This window comes from Mesorhizobium sp. USDA 3734, assembly GCF_056279665.1.
Genome location: NZ_JBWCCW010000001.1, coordinates 6,761,262 through 6,780,799, shown reverse-complemented (window position 1 = coordinate 6,780,799; position 19,538 = coordinate 6,761,262). Strand labels below are relative to the sequence as shown.

The window sequence follows — 19,538 nt, the reverse complement described above, 5'->3', positions numbered from 1 at the left end:
CTTCGCGCTCGCACACCTTCCAACGACCACGGATGTTCGAGATGCGCACACGTGACGTTGTCTGTTAGTCCAATTATTGCAAATCCAACACCGGCTGTCGTTCAGTCGCTGAATGTGGGTTGGAAACAAACTCAAAGCTAAACCTACGCGAATTCGTAAGTTTGAGCGGCTGGCGCCCAATCTCCACCGTGCAGCGTCAGCGCCGCGCTGGCGGGGGGCCCGCTGCCTCCGGCAGCTCCCCCGCTTTCGAAGCCTGTCATCGATCCACCGGATCGATGACTTGGCGCGCTTTGCGCACCAACCGGCTTCTCAATCCCCCATCTTCAGCGCCTGGATAAACGCCTCCTGCGGGATATCGACCTTGCCGAACTGCCGCATCCGCTTCTTGCCCTCTTTCTGCTTGTCCAGCAGCTTGCGCTTGCGCGAGACGTCGCCGCCGTAGCATTTGGCGGTCACGTCCTTGCGCAGCGCCGAGATGGTTTCGCGGGCGATGACCTTGCCGCCGATGGCGGCCTGGATCGGGATCTTGAACAGATGGTTCGGGATCAGCTCCTTCAGCTTCTCGCACATCTGCCTTCCGCGCTTTTCCGCCGCCGTGCGGTGCACCAGCATGGACAGCGCGTCCACCGGCTCCTCATTGACCAGGATCGACATCTTGACGAGGTCGCCTTCCCTGTAGTCGGTGAGGTGATAGTCGAAGGAGGCGTAGCCCTTGGAGATCGACTTCAGCCGGTCGTAGAAATCGAACACAACTTCATTGAGCGGCAGATCGTAGATCAGCATGGCGCGCTTGCCGACGTAGGACAGGTCGGCCTGGATGCCGCGCCGGTCCTGGCAGAGCTTCAGAATCCCGCCGAGGTAGTCGTCGGGGGTCAGGATCGTGGCGCGGATCCACGGCTCCTCGATGGCCGAGATCTTCACCACGTCGGGCATGTCGGCCGGGTTGTGCAGTTCCTTCATCGAGCCGTCGGTGAGCAGCAGCCGGTAGACGACGCTGGGTGCCGTGGCGATCAGGTCGAGGTTGAACTCGCGCTCCAGCCGCTCCTGGATGATTTCGAGATGCAGCAGGCCAAGGAAGCCGCAACGATAGCCGAAGCCGAGCGCGGCACTGGTTTCCATCTCAAAAGAGAAGCTGGCGTCGTTGAGGCGCAATTTGCCGACCGCGGCGCGCAGATCCTCGAAATCGGCGGCGTCGACCGGGAACAGGCCGCAGAACACCACCGGCTGCGCCGGCTTGAAGCCGGGCAGCGCCTTGGCCGTCGAGCGCTTGTCCTCGGTGATGGTGTCGCCGACGCGGGTGTCGGCCACTTCCTTGATCGAGCCGGTGAAGAAGCCGAACTCACCGGGGCCGAGCTCGTCGACATTGATGCGGGCCGGGGTGAACACGCCGGTGCGCTCGACCAGGTGCTTGGCGCCGGTGCCCATCATGCGGATGGTCTGGCCCTTCTTCAGCACGCCGTCGATGACGCGCACCAGCACGATGACGCCGAGATAGGCGTCGTACCAGCTGTCGACCAGCATCGCCTTCAAGGGGGCCGTGGCATCGCCTTCGCGCGGCGGCGGCAATTGGTGGACGATGGCCTCCAAGACATCGGGAATGCCAAGCCCGGTCTTGGCCGAGATCAGCACGGCGTTGGAGGCGTCGATGCCGATCACCTCCTCGACCTGCTCGCGGATGCGCTCGGGCTCGGCGGCCGGCAGGTCGACCTTGTTCAGCACCACGACGATCTCGTGGTTGTTGTCGATGGCCTGGTAGACATTGGCCAATGTCTGCGCTTCGACGCCTTGAGAGGCGTCGACGACCAGCAGCGAACCTTCGCAGGCGGCCAGCGACCGCGACACTTCATAGGCGAAGTCGACATGGCCGGGCGTGTCGATCAGGTTGAGGATATAGTCCTCGCCATTGTTGGCGTGGTACTTCAGCCGCACCGTCTGCGCCTTGATGGTGATGCCGCGCTCGCGCTCGATGTCCATCGAGTCCAGCACCTGCTCCTTCATGTCGCGCAGCTCCAGCCCGCCGGTCAGCTGGATCAGCCGGTCGGCAAGCGTGGATTTGCCATGGTCGATATGCGCGACGATGGAGAAATTGCGGATGTGGTCGAGGGGCGTGCTCATGGCGCGCGTTTAGCAGGGGCGGCTTGCCCGAGCAAGCGGCAGGCTGCCGCCGGACAAATGGCGCGGCCCGTTGGCAGGCAAGGCCGTGCAGCCGCTGCCAGGGCAAGCGCCGCCACACTTTTCGCTGGCTTTCGCGCTTTTCGCGAAAAATCAATAAATTTTAACCAAGTCCGTTAGAGCATAATTGGGGAGTGCCATGTTAGCCGGTAGTGATATTCCGTTGTAAGGATCAAGGCATGCGGGGGCTGGCTGGCAGGTTTATCAAGTCGAGGAGCGGTTCAATTGCGCCGATTCTCATCGTCATCATGATTCCGCTGATCACCGCGGTCGGCTTTTCGGTCGACTACACCTCGGCGGTCCAGACCAAGTCGGCCGAGCAGGCGGCACTCGATGCCGCGGTCCTGGCGATCACCACGATGGATACGGCCTCGACGAAGGCGCAGCGCCAGGTGGTGCTGCAGGATTCCTACGTAGCCAATGGCGGACAGGGCGCCGCGACGCTGAGCACCTTCACCGTCACCGCCAACGGCACCGCCGCCGCGCAGGCCACGGCGAGTTTCGCCATGCCAACCGTGTTCATGAAGATCGCCAGGATCGACACCGTGCCGATCGGCGTCGCGTCGGCGGTGAGCAAGGCGCCGGGCCTGGTGCAGGCCACCTTCAAGATCGACAAGGTGTCGGGCTACTGGAACAAGACCATGAAGCTGTACGGCAGGACGTTTACCGGCACGCAGGACAAGAGCCTGATGCAGATCGACTATGTCTACAGCAATTACCAGTACACTTATAAATCCGGTGGCAAGAATTACAGCCTTGGCGAACCGAAGGGCTATGGCACGACCACGGTGTCCACGGTGGACGCATCGGGCAACAAGACGGAAGTGCAGAAGCAGATATGCACGACAACCACCGTCGCCAGTGCGGCCGCCGTGCCGGCAGGCTCAATCGCCGGCACCGCAAAAGACGTCAACAACAAGACGATCTACTTCTCGACCACCTGCGTGACGACCAACACTCCCCCGACCGGATCCGGTGCGGTCATCGATGTCAGCACGATGAACAAGCTGGTTCTGCAGATGTCCGTTCCGTCCGGTTCGCCGAGCACGCTGACGTCGAACGATCCGACGACATCGAACCGGCTCTACATGGGTCTAAGCCCGACCCTTATGCCCGAGGTCGAGACCGGGAAGACCGTCGACATCTTCTCCGACATACCTTGCGGCGAGACAGGTTATCAGGCGTGGGAAGACGGCGGCAACGCGGTGCCGGCGCCAGTCAGCAACGCCGACTTCTTCTACAACGTCACCGGTAAATGCGACTTCACCAAGCGGCCATCCGAGACGACGCTGACGCAGTAGATGCTGCGCTTCCTGCCTTCTCCCACAGGGGGAGGAGGGAAGAACGCCAGATCACAAACCGGTGAGCGCTGTAACGAAGCAGCAAGCGGCGGCGAAGTGGGGACATGAGCGGTGCATCCAGGCGCCGCCGCCCACGGAGCAAGCCGATGTCCCGCAAACCTATCGCATTGTCCGGCCTTTGCGCGCTTGCGCTGGCAGCGTCGCTCGGCGCGGCGGCTGCCCAGCCGCTCACCGTGGTCGAGCTGTTCACCAGCCAGGGTTGCTCGTCCTGCCCGCCGGCCAACGCCAATCTGATCAAGGTCAAGGACCAGCCCGGCGTGCTGGCGCTGTCGTTCAACGTCACCTACTGGGACTATCTCGGCTGGAAGGATATTTTCGGCCGCCAGGAATTCACCCAGCGCCAGGTTACTTACGAGCCGCCGCTCGGCCATGACGGCCCGTTCACGCCGCAAGTGGTGGTCAACGGCCATGCCGATGTCGTCGGCGCCGCACCCGGCGAGATCCAGAACCTGATCGCAAGCACTGGCCGCACCAGCGGCCCGTCGCTGACGCTCGATGGCGGCAAGATCAGCATCGGCGCCGGCGCGGTGCCGGCCGGCCGGGCCGATGTCTGGCTGGTGCGCTATGCCAAGGGCGTCGTCGAGGTGCCGGTGGCGCGCGGCGAAAACAGCGGCCGCACCCTGCCGCACGCCAATGTCGTGCATGCGCTCAAGAAACTCGGCAGCTGGACCGGCGACGCCACGGCGCTGGATCTGCCGCCAGCTTCGGACGGCCTGAGCATGGCCGTGTTCGTGCAATCGCCCGGCGGCGGGCCGATCCTGGCCGCCGCGACAAACTAGATCACGCTTCAACAAGAGATTGCGCAAACGCCGCACGCGCGGCGCCGCATAGCACGGCCGCCAAGAGGGCGCGCCTTCAACGACCAACCCCAAAGGAGATCACCATGACCATTCTGTCCCGGCCGACATTGTTGGCCCGCCTGACCCTGCCGGCACTCGCACTCGCTGTGTGCTCGACGACGCTGCTTGCCGGCGGCATCGCCCGTGCCGATGACGCGACCAACACGATGAAGCCTGCTGCCAATGCGATGAAACCCGCCGCCGATACCATGAAACCCGCCGCGGATGCGATGAAGCCTGCGACCGACGCGATGAAACCTGCCGATCCCATGGCCACCAATTCCATGAAGCCAGCGGCTGACGCGATGAAACCGGCAACGGATGCGATGAAGCCGGCAACCGATGCCATGAAGCCGGCCAACTAGGCCGGCTGCCGGCGGCGCACGCGAATGTGAGCCCCCGCCGCAACTCGCGCGTCGCGCCGCCGTAGCTGATGCAATAGACTGATCCCAATGGAAGCCATGAGGAGTGCAACCATGACCGACATCAAGATTTCAAACCGTTCGCTCGGCTTTGTCAAAGGCGCGCTCGCCGCGCTTGCGCTGGCCGCCGCGGGCGCCGCCTTCTGGCTGACGCCGGCGGTTTCGGCCGAGGATGCGGTGAAGATCCCGCCGCCGGCTTTGGACGAAAAGGCGGCTGCCGGCAGTGAAAAGGCAATCTTCGCCGGCGGCTGCTTCTGGGGCGTGCAGGGCGTGTTCCAGCACGTCAAGGGCGTGACCAAGGCCGTCTCCGGCTACACCGGCGGCGACAAGGACACCGCCGTCTACGAGACGGTCGGCTCAGGCCGCACCGGGCATGCCGAATCCGTCGAGATCACCTACGATCCGTCCAAGATTACCTACGGCCAACTGCTGCAGGTTTATTTCTCGGTCGCCCACAACCCGACCCAGCTGAATTTCCAGGGTCCGGACTCCGGCACGCAGTACCGCTCGACGATCTTTGCCGAAAACGAAGCGCAAAAAAAGATCGCGCAGAGCTACATCGCCCAGCTCGACCAGGCCAAGGTGTTTCCGGAGCCGATCGTCACCACGCTGGAAACCGGCAAGACCTTCTATCCGGCCGAGAATTATCATCAGGACTTCCTGACGCTGAACCCGACCTATCCCTACATCGTCTACAACGACCTGCCCAAGGTGGCGAATTTGAAGGCGCTGTTCCCGGCGTTGTACAGCGAAAAGCCGGTGCTGGTGCTGGCGGCGAGCAACTGAGGTTTGGTGGCTGCGCGTAATCTCCCCCCTTGAGGGGGAGATGGCCGCGAAGCGGCCAGAGGGGGTCGGCTCGACCGGACTCGGCCTCTTGCGGCGAATGGAGGTTAGCGCCACACGCGCGGCGACCCCCTCTGTCGCCTACGGCGACATCTCCCCCTCGAGGGCATATGCGCTAAGATAGTTTTGGCATGGACTGAAATTTGCGCTTTCGTGGTGGCTCACGCCATCGATGTCGCAAGGCAGGGAGATTTTGGCGCAGGATTGCCAAGGGAGGTTGAGCAAAGATCGCTGCGATCAGAGAGGCGACGATCTGGCGGGTGGCGCGCCACAGTAGCGGGCGCCCGTCGCTCAAGGGGGAGAGACACCAAACTCCTGCGAGAGGGGTTCGGTCACAAGCGCGATGAGGAAGTGGGCAAGAATCCAAGGCTTTGCGATCCTTGGGTCTTTGGCGGGGGGAGCGCGCAGTCCGATCAGGCTCTTCAGACGTTTGAAGGCGAGCTCGATGCGCCAGCGCATGCGATAGAGCTTGAGAACTGTGTCGGCGTCAAACTCATCCTGGTCGAGCGAGGTCACAAGGATCACGAAGCCGGCAGCAATCAGCGTCTCCTGTCGAACCTGCGTGCCCTTGGCCTTGGCTTCCTTGTTGATCTTGCGTCGTGCTTCTTGTGCCGCGGCCTCGGATTTGCGCAAGGCGATCAGGCGCATCTTCAGGGGATCGCCCTTCTTGAGGCCCAGCCAGACAGGCGTTTCGATGACCTCCTCGCGGCAGCTCTTCAGGTGGCCGATGAGATCGAACGCCGTGCCGCTGGCGTCGAGCCATCGCACATTCTTCCACGCCGCGCGCACGAGAACGTCGCCGCCTTGCGCCAGGACCTTTGCGATCCGCTCGGCCTGCAGATAGGCGCGGTCGCCGATGCGGATCTCGCCCGGTATCACCGGCACGCGGTCGATCAGCTCGGCCTCGCTCTGGTCGGTGATCTCGATGAAATCGAACTGCTCGCGCTCAAGCTCGAAGGCGCAGTGCATCCGCCAAAGGCCATTGTTCTTCTTCTCATGCACACCGGCCTTGGCAACCGCCGTCGCATCGAGGATGCGGATCAGCCGGCCTTTGGCCAGGCCTTTCTCCTCGCGCTTCAAAAGATACCCAATCAACTGCTGCAGCCACGGCCCTGCATTGCGCAGCCGGCCGAGCAACGCCACATCCGAGATGTCGGCGATCCCGCTTGCCGCCGCCCAGGCCACGACGCCCCGCATGCCCACCTTGCCAAGGCAATAAGCCAGCGTCAGGCGCAACAGATCAGTAGCCGACCTGACACCCCGCGGCCGCAGGAACGCCCTCGTCTCGCGAGCACTCCCTGTGATCAACTCTTCACCGCCGAGGAGTTCAATCGTCTCGGCCCAGCCGTCATCTACAAGCGATTCGTGAGTCATCGCAGCGTAGAATCACAACCGATTCCCCGCTGCAACACCTATCTTAGCGCATATGCCCTCGAGGGGGGAGATTATCTCTCAATCATACGTCAGATCCGTCGCCTTCCCGCCAAACACCCGGTAGGCATAGAACGAATAGAAGATGATGACCGGCAGCACGACCACGGTCCCGGCCAGGATGATGGCCAAGCTTTCCGGTGCCGAGGCCGCCTGCCAGATGGTCAGGCGATCCGGGACCACGAACGGATAGAACGACCAGGCCAGGCCGGCAAAGCCGAGCGCGAAGATGGCGGCCAGCGTCAGGAACGGCGTCAGCGAATGGCGGTCGTTGGGCTTCGGCAGGTGGAAGGTCTGCCGCCACAACCACAGGAACAATATTGCCGACAGGATCGGCAGCGGTGACAAATAGAGCATCGCGGGCCAGACGAACCATTTGTCGAAGATGCGCGGGCTGGCGAACGGCGTCGCCAGCGAGATGGCAGCCATGCCGAGCGCGGTCAGCACCAGCGTCGTGCGCAGCCAGCGCACCGCCTTCTTCTGCAACTCGCCTTCGGTCTTGTAGATCACCCACGCGGCGCCCATCGCCGCGTAAGCCGCGGCCAGGCAGAACGCCACCAGCACGCCGAACGCCATGCCGCCGAAGCCAACATCGAGGCCCAGCACATAGACGCCCAGCATGTAGCCCTGCGCCAATGAGGCGATGAGCGAGCCGAGGAAGAAAATACGGTTCCAGCGGTGCTTGCGCTCGGTCGGCACCTTGGCGCGGAAATCGAAGGCGACGCCGCGCAGGATCAGCCCGACCAAAAGCACGAACACCGGAATGTAGAGCGCGGTCAGGATGACGCCATGCGCCAGCGGGAAGGCGACCAGCAGCAGGCCGACGGCCAGCACCAGCCAGGTTTCGTTGGCATCCCAGAACGGACCGATCGCGGCAATCATCGTGTCCTGCTCGGCGTCTTCGGCGGCGGCGAACAGGATGCCGATGCCGAGATCGAAACCGTCGAGAATGACGTAGATCAGGATGGCGAGGCCCATCAGGCCGGCAAAGATCAGTGGAAGCGCGGTTGGCCAGTCGAAGCTCATTTTTCTTCTCCTACTCGCCAGCTGCCGGTTGCGACATGGCCGTCTTCATCACGCCCGGCAGCGGCGATGAATCGCCGTCCTTCGCCGCCTTCAGCGCCAGATGCACCAGCACGCCGAGATAGGCGATCAGCAAAAGCACGTAGAGAATGAGATAGATGGCCAGCGTCAGCGCGACATGGCTGCCGGCCACCGGGCCGACCGCATCGGCGGTTTTCAGCACGCCGGTCACCAGCCAGGGCTGGCGGCCGATCTCGGTGGTGTACCAGCCGGCCAGCGTCGCCAGCCAGCCCGACAGCGCCATCGGCACCATCAGCAGGGCGAGCGGCTTCGGCAGGCTATGCCGGCGCTTGAGGAAATAGGCCGCCGACCATGAGACGATCAGCATCAATATGCCGGTGCCGACCATGATGCGGAAACCCCAGAACACCGGGAAGACCGGCGGATGGTTGCCGGGAAAATCGTTCAGCCCCGGCACCACGCCGCTGGTCGAATGCCGCAGCACCAGGCTGGCGCCGTTGGGAATGGCGATCTCGAACCTGTTTTCCTTGGCCGCCTCGTCGGGCAGGGCGAAGAGCACCAGCGGCACGTTGGGGCCGGTGTTCCAGTTGGCCTCCATGGCGGCGATCTTCTGCGGCTGATGCTCCAGTGTGTTCAGCCCATGCTGGTCGCCGGCAAAGATCTGGATCGGGATCAGGATCGCCGCGGTGAAGACGCCGGTGCGCAGCGCCTTCCACATCGATTCCGAGCGGTCGCCGGTGAGATAGCGCAGCGCCGACAGGCCAGCGATCAGGAACGACACCGTCAGGCCGGATGCGAGCAGCATGTGGGTGAGCCGGTAGGGCATCGACGAGTTGAAAACAACAGCCCACCAGTCGACGGCGTGCGCGACGCCGTCGCGGATCTCGAAGCCGGCCGGCGTCTGCATCCAGGAATTGAGCGCGATGATCCAGAAGGCCGAGACGGTCGTGCCGCCTGCCACCAGCACCGTCGCCAGCGTGTGGATGCGGTTGGAGACGCGGCGGAAGCCGAACAGCATGATGCCAAGGAAGGCCGCTTCGAGGAAGAAGGCGGTGAGGATCTCGTAGGCCAGCAGCGGCCCGGCAATGTTGCCGACCTTTTCCATGTAGCCGGGCCAATTGGTGCCGAACTGGAAACTCATGGTGACGCCGGTAACCACACCCATGGCGAAGGACAGTGCGAACACCTTCACCCAGGTGAAATACGCACGTATCCAGGCTGAATCGCCTGTCGCGTTGTAGCGCAGCTTGAAGAACAGCAGCACCCAGCCCAGCGCAATGGTGATCGTCGGAAACAATATGTGGAACGAAATATTTGCGCCGAATTGCATGCGCGACAGGATGAGCGGGTCCATGGTGGGCTCCGGCGGCTTCTAATGAGGCAAGAATAGGCCTGTCGCGCCGGGCGGTCAAAGCGGCGTCCCGCCGCGAGGCGGAACGCCGCAGCGCGCTGCCAATATGACGCATACGTGGTTGCTTAGCCTATGTGCTGGTGTCCGGCATGTCGCCGAGCGCGTCCGCGAATTTGCGCATCAGGCGCACCAGCTCCTCGATCTCCCGCGCGTCCCAGGTCTCGAAGATGGCGCGGCCGATCTTCTCGCGCGCCGCGTCGACGAGGTCGGTCATCGCCTTGCCCTTCGGACTGATGACCGCCTCGCGCACGCGCCGGTCGGCGGCACTCGGCCGGCGCTGGACAAGGCCCAGGCTCTCCAGCTTGGCGACCTGCCGGCTGACGGTGGTGTAGTCGCGCCCGACGCGGTCGGCCATTTCGACGACGCCGATCGGCCCGAAACGCTCGATGCCGACGAGCAGCGGAAACAGCGCCCGGTCGAGCGGAATGCCGGCCGCCTTGATCAGCAGCTCGTCGCGCTGTGGCCGGTTCATCAGGCCGACGATATCGAGCACCGACCCATGCAGCTGCCGCAGTTGGGTGGCGATATGTGTATTTTGCACTTTATTTGTTGACGGCATGCGGCGACTCCATATATGTGCATTATACACTTAATTCAGAAACCAGAAAGAGAAACATCATGAAGGCCGCGATTGTTTCAAGCGCCGGGCAAACGCCAATCTATGGCGATTTCCCCGAACCGGTTCCCGCAGCAGGCGAGAGCCGCATCGCGGTCAGCACCGCCGCCATCAGTCACGTCGTCAAGAGCCGCGCCTCGGGTGCGCACTACAGCTCTTCGGGCCATTTCCCCTTCGTCGTCGGCATCGACGGTGTCGGCCGGCTCGACGACGGCTCAAGGGTCTATTTCGCCCTACCCAGGGGCCCCAATGGCAGCATGGCGGAACGAACGGTTGTTGCGACGGCGCACTGCGTCGCGCTGCCCGACGAACTGGATGACATCACCGCCGCGGCCATCGCCAATCCCGGCATGTCGTCATGGGCGGCCTATACCGAACGGGCGAAACTCAAGTCCGGCGAAACCGTGCTGATCAATGGCGCCACCGGCACGGCGGGCCGTCTCGCCGTCCAGATAGCCAGGCATCTCGGCGCAGGCAAAATCATTGCCACCGGTCGCAACGACGCAGCCCTGGACGCAGTCGCCGCACTCGGCGCGGATGTGACCATTCCGCTTGTCGAGGACGAGGCGGCTCTGGAGGAAAACTTCAAGCGACAGTTCGCCGAGGGGGTGGACGTCGTCATCGACTACCTCTGGGGCAACAGCGCCGAGCGCCTGCTGATCGCCGCCGCCAGGGCCGGCGCCGGCGCGGTGCCGATCCGCTTCGTCCAGATAGGCTCCGTCAGCGGTTCGGACATAAATCTGCCGAGCGCCGTGCTTCGGTCGTCGGCAATTGCCTTGATGGGCAGCGGCATCGGCAGCATCCCGCTCGACCGCTTCATCGCCTGCGCCGGCGACTTGCTGCGCGCTGCCGTGCCGGCCGGCCTCGAAATCGCCACCACACCGGTGCCGCTGGCCGATATCGAACAGGCCTGGGCCAAGGACGACAGCACAAGGCGCACCGTGTTCACGCTGGAGAGGCGGCAAGCCTGATTTCGCCCCGTCTTTCCACGCGCGCTCAGGTTTGGGGCTCAGCGTATCGGCCCTGAACCTGCAACGACCTGCCTGCAACGATTGTCGACAACTGTCAGCAGCGGCATTGACTTGCGGTTGCATGCACCGACATTCGGCCTATATCAGGGGACCTCTTTCAAGCAGCCGTTTTCAGCCATGCCCTCCATCCTGTCTATTTCCGGGGTCTCCAAGACCTACGCTACCGGCTTTGCCGCGCTCAAGGAGGTCAATCTCGACATCCAGCGTGGCGAGATCTTTGCGCTGCTCGGTCCCAACGGCGCCGGCAAGACGACGCTGATTTCGATCGTCTGCGGCATCGTCAACCGCTCGTCGGGCACCGTCACCGTCGACGGCCACGACATCAACAAGGACTACCGCGCCGCGCGCAGCCTGATCGGCCTGGTGCCGCAGGAACTGACCATCGATGCCTTCGAGAGCGTCTGGGCGACGGTCAATTACAGCCGTGGCCTGTTCGGCAAGCCGGCCAACCCGGCTTTCGTCGAGAAGGTGCTGCGCGACTTGTCGCTGTGGGACAAGAAGGACGCCAAGGCGATCACGCTCTCCGGCGGCATGAAGCGCCGGCTGATGATCGCCAAGGCGCTGTCGCACGAGCCGCGCATCCTGTTCCTCGACGAGCCGACCGCCGGCGTCGACGTCGAGCTGCGCCAGGACATGTGGGCGATGGTGCGCCGGCTGCGCGAGGACGGCGTCACCATCATCCTCACCACGCATTACATCGAGGAAGCCGAGGCGATGGCCGACCGCGTCGGCGTCATCAACCGCGGCGAGATCATCCTGGTCGAGAACAAGGCCGAACTGATGCGCAAGCTCGGCCGCAAGCGGCTGGTGCTGGAACTGCGCAATCCGCTGACGGCCATTCCGGAGGCGTTCTCGCATTATGCGCTGGAGCTGTCGCCGGATGGCGGGCAGCTGACCTACACCTATGACAACCAGGCCGAGCGGCCGGGCGTCGCCTCGCTCATCCGCGATCTCGAGGCCGGCGGCATCCAGTTCCGCGACATCGACACGCAAAACAGCTCGCTCGAGGAGATCTTCGTCAATCTGGTGAGGAGAGAGCCATGAACCTGCGCGCAGTCTGGGCGATCTACCGCATGGAAATGGCGCGGGCCTTTCGCACCGTGCTGCAGAGCATCGTCTCGCCGGTCATCTCGACATCGCTGTATTTCGTTGTCTTCGGCTCGGCCATCGGCTCGCGCATCACCGAGATCGATGGCATCAGCTACGGTGCCTTCATTGTGCCTGGCCTGATCATGCTGTCGCTCTTGACGCAGTCGATCTCCAACGCCTCCTTTGCCATCTACTTTCCGAAATTCGTCGGTTCGATCTACGAGCTTCTGTCTGCGCCGGTCTCCTATCTGGAGATCGTCATCGCCTATGTCGGCGGCGCGGCGACCAAGTCGATCATCCTCGGCCTGATCATCCTGGCGACAGCCTCGCTGTTCGTGCCGCTGACCATCCTGCATCCGTTCTGGATGCTCGCCTTCTTGGTGCTGACGGCGGTGACCTTCAGCCTGTTCGGCTTCATCATCGGTATCTGGGCGAAGAGCTTCGAGCAGTTGCAACTGGTGCCGCTGCTGATCATCACGCCGCTGACCTTCCTCGGTGGCAGCTTCTATTCGATCAACATGCTGCCCGAGATCTGGCGCACGGTGACGCTGTTCAACCCGGTCGTCTATCTGATCAGCGGCTTCCGCTGGAGCTTCTACGGCAAATCCGACGTCTCGGTCGGGGTCAGCCTGGGCATGACCGTCGTCTTCTTGGCTGTCTGCATAATCATCGTCGCCTGGATCTTCAGGACCGGCTACCGGCTAAGGAACTGACGGGTCCTGGGCGAACCTCTCTTCCTTCGTCATCCTAGGGTCTCCGCGACGTCGCTTCGCTCCTGCTCCGCTCTAGGATGACGACGTTTGGGAAGGCGTCGGCCAATCTCCAGGGTTTGCGATAGTTGGCTGCCTAGATCGCCTTGACCAGCCGCAGCAGCCCCAGCATCTCGACATACGTCCCCTCGCGGAAGGCGATGTAGACCGGCTCCTCGACACCATGGAAGCGGCGCTTGAACGCCGCCTGGCCCTGCAGGTTGAACCTGCGGCGGTTGACCCAGGGCGAGTCATAGGCGCGTTGGAAGGTGCTGCGCCAGAAATCGCTTTCGGAAAAGCCGCTCGGGCCGATGTCGACGAGCGGCGACAGGCCGAGCGTGACCACCGAGATGCCTTGCTCGCGAAAACGGTCGACGGCGAATTTGGTCAGGCCGATCTCGGCGTGCGGCGAGGCATCGATGTGCTTGCGCTTGAAGGCGGTGGTGTAGCCGATGACCTTGCCGTCGGCAAACAGTGGATCGAAATCAAGCAAGGCGACCAGTTCGCCCTCGGGGCCATGCAGCACGAAACGGCGCATGTCGATGCCGAGATGGTCGGCGAACGGGCGGTTGAGAAAGCCCATCTCCCAGCGCTTGACGATGCGGTCGCTGCGCCAGTTTTGGGAAAGCCGGGCGATCTCGTCGAGGTGGATCGTGCGCCTGTCCTCTTCGAACGAAAAGCCCTTCTTCAACAGCCAGCGCTCGGAGTAGCGCACGGTTTCGTTGCGCTTTCCGGAGAAATCATGCCCAGGCAGGGTGAGACGGGTGTCGATACCGAAACGATTGACCTTGTAGCCGAGCCCGGCCAGCACGCGTGCGGTCTCCTCGCCGATCTGCACGAACCACGGGCTGCCGGCGGCCTCGACGAAGCGTCTGATATAGTCGGGTCGATGCGTCGGAGCCGCCACCGGATCGCCGAGCGCGAAATGATGCTTCATCTTGGTGCCGAAGGCGATGTAGCCGTCGGCGTCGCCGAAATAGGAAAGCTTGTTCTGCACGGCGGTGGAGTAGGCAAGCGAGAAGTCGCCATGGCGCCGGACAAGCGCCAGTCGTTCGACATGGGTCAGCGCCTGCCGCTCGACCTTGGGCGCGGCGCCCTCAAGGATGCTGTCGACATAGATACGCAAGGAGGCCATGGCCGAGATTCCGCGTGCCGCCTACAGCGCCGCGCGTTCAAGACACGCAAAGGTGCTGTACACTTTGATTCTGCGCATGGCCTCGAAAATCGAACTCGATTTCGGGCATGCGCGTGGGGGATAACAGAGACCCGCCAGCCCCCCAGGGCCTCGAATCAATCACATTGCCGCGACCTGATTACCGTTGATATCGCGCATATGCCATATAGTGCGCAACCGCGGCCCAGCGTATGGCTCGAAAATCGTATGGCCCGAAATTGGCAGCGGTTTGCGGGTCGGGTCCTGCACGGGATCAAACGGTTACAGCGTCATGCGAGCCTTGCGGCAGGGCAGTCGAATGGGATTCAAGAGTGAATGGCTGATACGACAATCAGGTGGGTGGCGGACCAGACGGTGACGGTCGAGCCGGCAATCGTCGTCGGCGCCGGTGCTGCCGGACTGGCCGTCGCGCACGCCTTGATGAACGCCGGCGTGCCGACCGCGATCCTGGAAAAGGAAAGCCGGCTGGCCGAGCCCTGGCACCGGCGGCACAAGCAGCTGCGTCTCAACACCCATCGCGATCTTTCTTCGTTGCCTGGTCTCGCCTATCCCCCGGGTACTCCTGCCTTTCCGGAAAGGATGGTCGTCGTCCGCCATATGAATGATTTCAGGGAGGAGAACCGGCTGCCGGTGCAGTTTGGCGTCGCTGTCGAAGAAATCGCCTTCAACGGCGATCATTGGGCGCTGCGGACCAGCGCGGGGCCGCGCCTCGCCCGCAATGTCGTCATCGCCACCGGCCGCGACAGGCAGCCGTTCACTCCGGAATGGAAAGGCATGAAGGATTTCGCCGGCCGCATCATCCATTCGGCGGATTTCGGCGACGCGCAGGATTATGCGGGCCAGAAAGTGCTGGTCGTCGGCGCCGGCAATTCGGGCTTCGACGCGCTCAATCATCTGGCCGATATAGACACGGCCGCCATCTGGCTGTCGGCCCGCAACAGCCCCGCCCTGCTGCCCAAGCGGATCGGCAAGATCGCCGTGCATCGGCTTTCGCCGTTCATGGCGCGCTTGCCGTTGCGAGTCGCCGATGCGGCGATCGCCGCAACGCAACGCCTGGTCTTCGGCGACCTGAGCAAATTCGGCATGCCGCCAGCACGCGGCGGCGGCGCCAGCCGCCTGACCTCGGACTATACCGCGATCGCCGCCGACGACGGTGCAGTCGACGCCATCAAGGCCGGCAAGATCACCGTCGTGCCGGCCATACGGGAATTCACCCGCGACGGCGTGATGCTGGCCAATGGCAGCCTGATCGATCCCGATATCGTCATTGCCGCGACAGGCTACCGCACCGGGCTGGAGCCCATGGTCGGCAAGCTCGGCGTGCTCGACAGCAAGGGCGTTCCGCTCTTCAACGGCGGGCAAGCCGATCCGAAACTGCCCGGCCTGTGGTTCACCGGCATGCGGCCAAGCATTCGCGGCTGCTTCGCCAATGCCGGCATCCTGGCCAAGGCGATCGCCAAACGGATTGCAGCTTCCGCTGACGTCTCCCACCAATCCGGTGCTTCACGCTGACTTGATCGGAGACGCCGGCACGCCGGCTTGATCCGTTATTTGCCATGTTATATAACATGTTATCAGTTATGAAACAGGTCGATCATGGAAGACGTCATACGATCTCTTGGCTACCTCTGCCTGGGCAGCAGGTTGAAGCGCATTGGCGAGCAGTTGCAGGCCGACGCGCAGCGTCTGCTCGACGGCTTGGAAGTTCCACTTCAATCGAGCCAATACCCACTGCTTGCCGCTCTCGACAAGCTGGGGCCGTTGGCTGTCGGCGAACTGGCGCAATCGCTGGGGCTGACACAGCCGGGTGTGACAAGAAGCGTGTCGCTTCTGGCCGAGCTGGGGCTGGTCGAAGCCATCCAGTCGGATGGTGACCAGCGGCGGCGGGTGGTCTCGCTGACCAAGAAGGGTCAACGCTTGGTCGATGTCGCGAAGCGGGACGTGTGGCCGCGCATAGAGAGCGCCGTTGCGGATTTGTGCCGGAATCTTTCGGGGCCGCTTCTCGATCAACTCGCTGCCATTGAGGACGGTCTGGCCGCGGCCCCGCTCGATCGTCGCGTCAAGGAAGGCGCCAGGCAATGAAACACATTCTTGACCGTCCCGTCTGGAGTGCGCTGGAGACGAGGCATCAGGCCTTCGCACAAGGTGGCAAGCTTGCCAGGCGCTATTCACCGTCAATCGCCCTCTTTGCCGCTACCGCCACCGACGATGCCGAAAGCCTGCGGGCGTTCGGCAAGCTTGTGTCCTCGGGCGAGAGCGTGATCATGGCTCAGGCCGATGCCATTGCGCTGCCGGTCGGCCTGTCGGCGATCTCGACTGCCGCTGCCGTGCAGATGGTTGCCGAGGCGCCGTTGCGGACCGTGTCGGACGAGCGCGTGCAACGTTTGACGCAAGAGGATGCGGCCGAGATGCTGGCCCTGGCGTCACTCACCAAGCCCGGCCCGTTCACATCAGGGGCGTTGAGTCTCGGCGACTTCTGGGGTGTCAAAATCGAGGGCAGGCTGGTGGCGATGGCCGGCGAGCGCATGAAGCAACCCGGCTATAGCGAACTCAGCGGCGTCTGTTCGCACCCGGAATTCCGTGGCGGCGGCCTCGGCCGGCTGCTGTCGCTGTTCGTGGCAAACCAGATTTTTGCACGGGGCGAGATACCGTACCTCCACGCCTATGCCGCAAACACTGGTGCCATAGGATTGTACGAATCCATCGGCTTCCGATTGAGAAGCATGATCAATGTGGCTTTGGTTCAGCGAGCCGAATAGCGGAAGCCGCCGCCTGGCATCATGCCGATTTCGGCTCGAGCCGCCGGAACCCGACGGCCTCCATCAGCATGTCCTCTTCGACCATCCCTGCATTGTGCAGGGCAAGCAGGTTCAGCGCGATTTCGCGCGCATCGGCGGAATCGGGATGCGCTTCGCGCCGCCGGCAGGCCTCATCGAACACGCGCTGCAGCTTGGCTATATCGGCTGGCTTGAGCAAGCCACGGTCATAGACGGACTTCGACATGGCGATCTCCTGATAAAGACCTAGGGCGCCACGTTTAAATTTCCAATCTTTCCCGAGGCTTGAATGATTTCACCGATAGCTTCGTCATCCTGGGGGCGGAGCAAGGAGCGAAGCGACGCGGTGCAGACCCCAGGATCCATGCCGCGACTTCAAAGCGGTGCAGCGGTGCAGAATTCTGCTCCGCTGCAAGCGCCGGATATCAGACCGCGATCTTGCCGCCGCCCTGTTTGGTGATGGCGACCACCGACGGCCGCACCGGCATGTCGGGCTTGAAGTCGGGCCAGCGTGTCGACAGGTCTTCATAGTAGGACGGGCGGCCGAACGCCTCCCAGTCCTCGCCGCCGTCGCCCGGATGCTGGACGGCGACGAAGGCGGTCTGGTCGTCGGGCGCGAACAGCGGACCGCACATCTCGGCCCCGATCGGCACGCGGAAGAACAGTTTCGAGGTCGCCCGTGCCGACCCTTCGGTGTCGACCGCCCACAGGCCGTCGGTACGGCCGGTGGCTTTCGGGCCCTGGCCGTCGGTGGCAACCCACAGGCGACCGGCCGAATCGACGGCGCAATTGTCGGGCATGCCGAACCAGCCATTGGCTGTCGTTGCCGTCGAGAAGGTGGCGCCGACATCGGCCACCGAGGGATCGCCGCATTTCAAAAGCACTTCCCACTTGCCCTTGGCGGCAGCGAAATCGCCGCCGTCCTCCGATATTTCTATGATGTGGCCGAAGGCGTTTTCGGCGCGCGGGTTGGCGGCGTCGACCTGGTCGGCCTTGCGCTTCGAATTGTTGGTCAGCATGACATAGACCTTGCCGTTGACGGCATTTGGCTGGATGTCTTCCGGGCGGTCCATCTTGGTGGCGCCGAGCAGGTCGGCGGCGCGGCGTGTTTCGATCAGCACGTCGGCCTGGCCAGCGAAGCCGTTTTCAGCCGTCAGCGGCCCGTGGCCGAAGACGATCGGCAGCCATTCGACCGTGCCGTCCTCGGCGAACTTGGCGACATGCAGCGTGCCGTCGTCGAGCAGGTCCTTGTTGGTGGCATGGTCGTTCGGATTGAACGCGGCCTTGGTGACGAACTTGTAGACATAGTCGAAGCGCTCGTCGTCGCCGAGATAGAAGACGACGCGGCCGTCCTTGGCGACGATCGATTCGGCGCCTTCATGCTTGAAGCGGCCCATGGCGGTGCGCTTCCTCGGCGTCGAGGTCGGATCGTTGACATCGACCTCGACGATCCAGCCGAAGCGGTTGGCCTCGTTGGGCTCCTTGGCGAGGTCGAAACGGTCGTAATGCGCCGCCCATTCATAGGCGCCTTCGGGAATGCCGAGGCGCTTGTAGTTGGCGGCTTCCTTGTGGCCTTCCGGCAAGGCGCCGGAGAAATAGCCGTGGATGTTTTCCTCGGCCATCACATAGGTGCCCCAGGGCGTAACGCCGCCGGCGCAATTGTTGAACGTGCCGAACACCTTGGTGCCGGATGGATCGGCATTGGTCTTGACGCGGTCATGGCCGGCGACCGGGCCGGACAGCACCATTTCGGTGTTGGAGGTGATGCGGCGATTGAGCTTGCCGTCGCGCACCACCTGCCATTTGCCAGCTTGCTTGCGGATCTCGACGATGGTGCCGCCATGGGCCGCCATCTCGACATCGACCTGCTCCTTCGAGAGCGGTGCGACTTCGGCCGACTTCTTGCCGTCCTTCTCGACGATCTTGACGATGCCCGGGAACATCAGATGCGGGTTGGTGTATTCGTGGTTGACCACCAGCAGGCCGTGTTCGGCCGAACCGTCGATCGGGAGATAGCCGACATAGTCGTTGTTGTAGCCGAACTGTCTGGACTGCGCCTGCGCCGACTGTTTCGTCGGGTCGAAGTCCGGCGAATCGGCAAACAGCGGGTCGCCCCAGCGCAACAGCACATCGGCGTCGTAGCCCGGCGCGACATGATGCTTGTCGTCGATGCCGGCCTCCAGTTCGTCGAACGCGAAGGCCGAGCCTTCCGCGGCCCGGGCCTCGTCGGCGCTGATCAGCGCCAGCGGGCTGACCGTGGCGGCGATGGCCGAGACGGCCAGCGAGCCCTTGAGGAAACCGCGGCGCGAGAACCGCGCGGCGATGATCTCGCCCATGGTGCGGTTGTCGGTGGGGTTGGTGGCCGGGCCGTCGTTTTCCTCGAGCAGGCTGGTGCGGAATCGGGCGTCGGGGGAGCGATGGTCAGTCATGGTGGCTTGCCTCTGGCTGCGTGGGTGGCTGGAGCATGGGTACCTGTTTGACCCCCTTATAATCGCCGGATCACATTTTCGTGACATCAAGAGACCTTTTGGACGCGACAGGCATTCCGCGCACCGTTGGCCAAGCATTCCCGGAGTTGC

At 63.3% G+C, this 19,538-nt stretch carries 18 protein-coding genes; 10 read left to right on the top strand and 8 right to left on the bottom strand.

All coding sequences use genetic code 11. The features are described 5' to 3' along the window. Positions 1-309: 309 nt before the first annotated feature. Positions 310-2,115 (bottom strand): translation elongation factor 4, encoded by a 1,806-nt coding sequence (gene lepA, locus ACZ89F_RS32425; protein ID WP_476096240.1) that lies wholly within the window; start codon positions 2,113-2,115, stop codon positions 310-312. Between the two features lie 236 nt (positions 2,116-2,351). Between lepA and ACZ89F_RS32420 the strand changes: the two genes are divergently transcribed. From ACZ89F_RS32420 to msrA, 4 genes are all read left to right on the top strand, one after another. Beyond that, a complete protein-coding gene (locus ACZ89F_RS32420; RefSeq protein WP_476096239.1) occupies positions 2,352-3,473 on the top strand; it encodes a TadE/TadG family type IV pilus assembly protein in 1,122 nt (373 codons plus the stop codon). A gap of 146 nt (positions 3,474-3,619) precedes the next feature. Then, positions 3,620-4,312 carry a DUF1223 domain-containing protein gene (locus ACZ89F_RS32415; RefSeq protein ID WP_476096238.1) on the top strand — a complete coding sequence of 231 codons (693 nt, stop codon included), beginning with the start codon at positions 3,620-3,622 and terminating at the stop codon, positions 4,310-4,312. A gap of 104 nt (positions 4,313-4,416) precedes the next feature. After that, positions 4,417-4,737 carry a hypothetical protein gene (locus ACZ89F_RS32410; protein ID WP_476096237.1) on the top strand — a complete coding sequence of 107 codons (321 nt, stop codon included), beginning with the start codon at positions 4,417-4,419 and terminating at the stop codon, positions 4,735-4,737. Positions 4,738-4,848: 111 nt separating this feature from the next. Then, complete coding sequence (gene msrA / locus ACZ89F_RS32405; RefSeq protein ID WP_476096235.1) at positions 4,849-5,580, top strand: peptide-methionine (S)-S-oxide reductase MsrA; 732 nt, start codon at positions 4,849-4,851, stop codon at positions 5,578-5,580. A gap of 348 nt (positions 5,581-5,928) precedes the next feature. Here msrA and ACZ89F_RS32400 read toward each other — a convergent pair whose 3' ends face one another. The 4 genes from ACZ89F_RS32400 to ACZ89F_RS32385 all read right to left on the bottom strand — a co-directional run bounded on the left by ACZ89F_RS32400 (position 5,929) and on the right by ACZ89F_RS32385 (position 10,082). Then, the gene (locus ACZ89F_RS32400) at positions 5,929-7,011 is read right to left on the bottom strand and encodes a transposase (RefSeq protein ID WP_123150424.1); all 1,083 of its coding nucleotides are present in this window, start codon (positions 7,009-7,011) and stop codon (positions 5,929-5,931) included. A gap of 78 nt (positions 7,012-7,089) precedes the next feature. Beyond that, the gene (locus ACZ89F_RS32395) at positions 7,090-8,094 is read right to left on the bottom strand and encodes a cytochrome d ubiquinol oxidase subunit II (RefSeq protein ID WP_476096234.1); all 1,005 of its coding nucleotides are present in this window, start codon (positions 8,092-8,094) and stop codon (positions 7,090-7,092) included. 10 nt (positions 8,095-8,104) lie between these two features. After that, complete coding sequence (locus tag ACZ89F_RS32390) at positions 8,105-9,466, bottom strand: cytochrome ubiquinol oxidase subunit I (RefSeq protein ID WP_476096232.1); 1,362 nt, start codon at positions 9,464-9,466, stop codon at positions 8,105-8,107. 127 nt (positions 9,467-9,593) lie between these two features. Beyond that, positions 9,594-10,082 (bottom strand): MarR family winged helix-turn-helix transcriptional regulator, encoded by a 489-nt coding sequence (locus ACZ89F_RS32385; RefSeq protein WP_476096230.1) that lies wholly within the window; start codon positions 10,080-10,082, stop codon positions 9,594-9,596. Between the two features lie 59 nt (positions 10,083-10,141). On the opposite strand from ACZ89F_RS32385, the gene ACZ89F_RS32380 reads away from it, so the two are divergent. The 3 genes from ACZ89F_RS32380 to ACZ89F_RS32370 all read left to right on the top strand — a co-directional run bounded on the left by ACZ89F_RS32380 (position 10,142) and on the right by ACZ89F_RS32370 (position 12,972). Continuing rightward, a complete protein-coding gene (locus ACZ89F_RS32380; RefSeq protein ID WP_476096229.1) occupies positions 10,142-11,110 on the top strand; it encodes a quinone oxidoreductase family protein in 969 nt (322 codons plus the stop codon). A gap of 177 nt (positions 11,111-11,287) precedes the next feature. After that, the gene (locus tag ACZ89F_RS32375; RefSeq protein WP_476096227.1) at positions 11,288-12,214 is read left to right on the top strand and encodes an ABC transporter ATP-binding protein; all 927 of its coding nucleotides are present in this window, start codon (positions 11,288-11,290) and stop codon (positions 12,212-12,214) included. Further along, entirely contained in the window at positions 12,211-12,972 is a 762-nt protein-coding gene (locus tag ACZ89F_RS32370) for an ABC transporter permease (RefSeq protein WP_476096225.1), read from the top strand. Before ACZ89F_RS32375 ends, ACZ89F_RS32370 begins: the two co-directional genes overlap by 4 nt. Before the next feature lie 133 nt (positions 12,973-13,105). On the opposite strand, the gene ACZ89F_RS32365 is transcribed toward ACZ89F_RS32370, so the two are convergent. Further along, positions 13,106-14,143: a phosphatidylglycerol lysyltransferase domain-containing protein gene (locus tag ACZ89F_RS32365; RefSeq protein ID WP_476096224.1), complete on the bottom strand. Its 1,038-nt coding sequence runs from the start codon at positions 14,141-14,143 to the stop codon at positions 13,106-13,108. A gap of 354 nt (positions 14,144-14,497) precedes the next feature. Between ACZ89F_RS32365 and ACZ89F_RS32360 the strand changes: the two genes are divergently transcribed. The 3 genes from ACZ89F_RS32360 (at position 14,498) to ACZ89F_RS32350 (ending at position 16,941) form a co-directional block, all read left to right on the top strand. Beyond that, positions 14,498-15,694 (top strand): flavin-containing monooxygenase, encoded by a 1,197-nt coding sequence (locus ACZ89F_RS32360; RefSeq protein WP_476096222.1) that lies wholly within the window; start codon positions 14,498-14,500, stop codon positions 15,692-15,694. 84 nt (positions 15,695-15,778) lie between these two features. Further along, positions 15,779-16,264, top strand: coding sequence for a MarR family winged helix-turn-helix transcriptional regulator (locus ACZ89F_RS32355; RefSeq protein ID WP_476096220.1), 486 nt, complete (start codon positions 15,779-15,781; stop codon positions 16,262-16,264). Continuing rightward, positions 16,261-16,941, top strand: coding sequence for a GNAT family N-acetyltransferase (locus tag ACZ89F_RS32350; protein ID WP_476096219.1), 681 nt, complete (start codon positions 16,261-16,263; stop codon positions 16,939-16,941). Before ACZ89F_RS32355 ends, ACZ89F_RS32350 begins: the two co-directional genes overlap by 4 nt. 19 nt (positions 16,942-16,960) lie before the next feature. On the opposite strand, the gene ACZ89F_RS32345 is transcribed toward ACZ89F_RS32350, so the two are convergent. Both ACZ89F_RS32345 and ACZ89F_RS32340 read right to left on the bottom strand, forming a co-directional pair. After that, positions 16,961-17,185, bottom strand: coding sequence for a hypothetical protein (locus tag ACZ89F_RS32345; RefSeq protein ID WP_013528677.1), 225 nt, complete (start codon positions 17,183-17,185; stop codon positions 16,961-16,963). A 199-nt stretch (positions 17,186-17,384) separates the two neighbouring features. Continuing rightward, on the bottom strand, positions 17,385-19,388 hold the full coding sequence (locus ACZ89F_RS32340; protein WP_476096217.1) for a PhoX family protein: 2,004 nt from the start codon (positions 19,386-19,388) through the stop codon (positions 17,385-17,387). Between the last annotated feature and the right edge of the window lie 150 nt (positions 19,389-19,538).

Excerpts from the sequence above, each read along its gene's own strand:
- ACZ89F_RS32370 (WP_476096225.1), top strand. The coding sequence starts at position 12,211 with ATGAACCTGCGCGCAGTCTGGGCGATCTACCGCATGGAAATGGCGCGG.
- ACZ89F_RS32360 (WP_476096222.1), top strand. The coding sequence starts at position 14,498 with ATGGCTGATACGACAATCAGGTGGGTGGCGGACCAGACGGTGACGGTC.
- ACZ89F_RS32380 (WP_476096229.1), top strand. The coding sequence starts at position 10,142 with ATGAAGGCCGCGATTGTTTCAAGCGCCGGGCAAACGCCAATCTATGGC.
- ACZ89F_RS32365 (WP_476096224.1), bottom strand. The coding sequence starts at position 14,143 with ATGGCCTCCTTGCGTATCTATGTCGACAGCATCCTTGAGGGCGCCGCG.
- ACZ89F_RS32340 (WP_476096217.1), bottom strand. The coding sequence starts at position 19,388 with ATGACTGACCATCGCTCCCCCGACGCCCGATTCCGCACCAGCCTGCTC.
- ACZ89F_RS32415 (WP_476096238.1), top strand. The coding sequence starts at position 3,620 with ATGTCCCGCAAACCTATCGCATTGTCCGGCCTTTGCGCGCTTGCGCTG.
- lepA (WP_476096240.1), bottom strand. The coding sequence starts at position 2,115 with ATGAGCACGCCCCTCGACCACATCCGCAATTTCTCCATCGTCGCGCAT.
- ACZ89F_RS32410 (WP_476096237.1), top strand. The coding sequence starts at position 4,417 with ATGACCATTCTGTCCCGGCCGACATTGTTGGCCCGCCTGACCCTGCCG.
- ACZ89F_RS32385 (WP_476096230.1), bottom strand. The coding sequence starts at position 10,082 with ATGCCGTCAACAAATAAAGTGCAAAATACACATATCGCCACCCAACTG.
- ACZ89F_RS32355 (WP_476096220.1), top strand. The coding sequence starts at position 15,779 with ATGGAAGACGTCATACGATCTCTTGGCTACCTCTGCCTGGGCAGCAGG.
- ACZ89F_RS32420 (WP_476096239.1), top strand. The coding sequence starts at position 2,352 with ATGCGGGGGCTGGCTGGCAGGTTTATCAAGTCGAGGAGCGGTTCAATT.
- ACZ89F_RS32375 (WP_476096227.1), top strand. The coding sequence starts at position 11,288 with ATGCCCTCCATCCTGTCTATTTCCGGGGTCTCCAAGACCTACGCTACC.
- ACZ89F_RS32345 (WP_013528677.1), bottom strand. The coding sequence starts at position 17,185 with ATGTCGAAGTCCGTCTATGACCGTGGCTTGCTCAAGCCAGCCGATATA.
- ACZ89F_RS32400 (WP_123150424.1), bottom strand. The coding sequence starts at position 7,011 with ATGACTCACGAATCGCTTGTAGATGACGGCTGGGCCGAGACGATTGAA.
- msrA (WP_476096235.1), top strand. The coding sequence starts at position 4,849 with ATGACCGACATCAAGATTTCAAACCGTTCGCTCGGCTTTGTCAAAGGC.
- ACZ89F_RS32350 (WP_476096219.1), top strand. The coding sequence starts at position 16,261 with ATGAAACACATTCTTGACCGTCCCGTCTGGAGTGCGCTGGAGACGAGG.
- ACZ89F_RS32395 (WP_476096234.1), bottom strand. The coding sequence starts at position 8,094 with ATGAGCTTCGACTGGCCAACCGCGCTTCCACTGATCTTTGCCGGCCTG.
- ACZ89F_RS32390 (WP_476096232.1), bottom strand. The coding sequence starts at position 9,466 with ATGGACCCGCTCATCCTGTCGCGCATGCAATTCGGCGCAAATATTTCG.